Annotated in this window: 1 pseudogene; it reads left to right on the top strand. The window is 47.1% G+C overall.

Annotation, left to right across the window (positions count from 1 at the left end):
* Positions 1 to 658, top strand: a pseudogene (locus A3762_RS20375) (amidase family protein); the annotation flags it as partial.
* Positions 659 to 790: the final 132 nt, after the last annotated feature.

The following is a 790-nucleotide window of genomic DNA, read 5'->3' as shown; positions in this document are numbered from 1 at the left end:
AGTTGATGAGCTACTTGAAGAGCCTGTTTTGCGTAACAGTCAGTTGGGACATTACACCAACTATATGAACTTGCTAGACATGAGTGGCTTAGCCATTCCAACAGCCTTCACGGATCAAGGTTTACCTTTTGGCGTGACTTTAGTGGGCCCTGCCTTTGCTGATCGTGCATTGCTGTCCATCGCTAAACGCTTTGAGACATTGTTTGATCTTCCACTCGGCGCTTCAGATTTATCTCGCGAGCGCACAGAAGCCGCACAGGTATCGACAACACAGACGGTAGATGTACTTGTATGTGGTGCGCATTTGGAGGGCTTGCCATTGAACTGGCAGTTGAAGGAGCGCAAGGCAGTACTGAAGTTAAAAACACAAACCGCACCTGGATATCGAATGTATGCACTTGCTGGTGGGCCTCCATTTAGACCTGGCCTAGTGTTAGATGAAGAAAAAGGGGCTGCCATTGATGTCGAGATTTGGACTGTGCCCTCTGAACAGTTTGGGAGTTTTGTTGCAGGAATACCTGCGCCCTTAGGCATTGGTAAGGTCAAACTGGCAGATGGTTCGTTTGTTAGCGGATTCATTTGCGAACCTTACGGTTTAGAAGGCGCCGAAGAAATTACGCAGCTTGGCGGCTGGCGTGCTTACATGGCGACAAAATAAGCCTAGCCTGATCATTTTTTGATTAGGCTCTGGATGTTTTGGTATGTCAGGCAACCATTATGCAAGCTTCACGACAAGGCCAAAACTGTTATCTCATCGTAAGCTCACTCATACTAGTAAAAGTTCAATGTT

It is taken from the genome of Oleiphilus sp. HI0125 (genome assembly GCF_001635355.1).
Note: the sequence above shows the minus strand (reverse complement) of the source record. Positions and strands in the feature narration are given on the sequence as shown.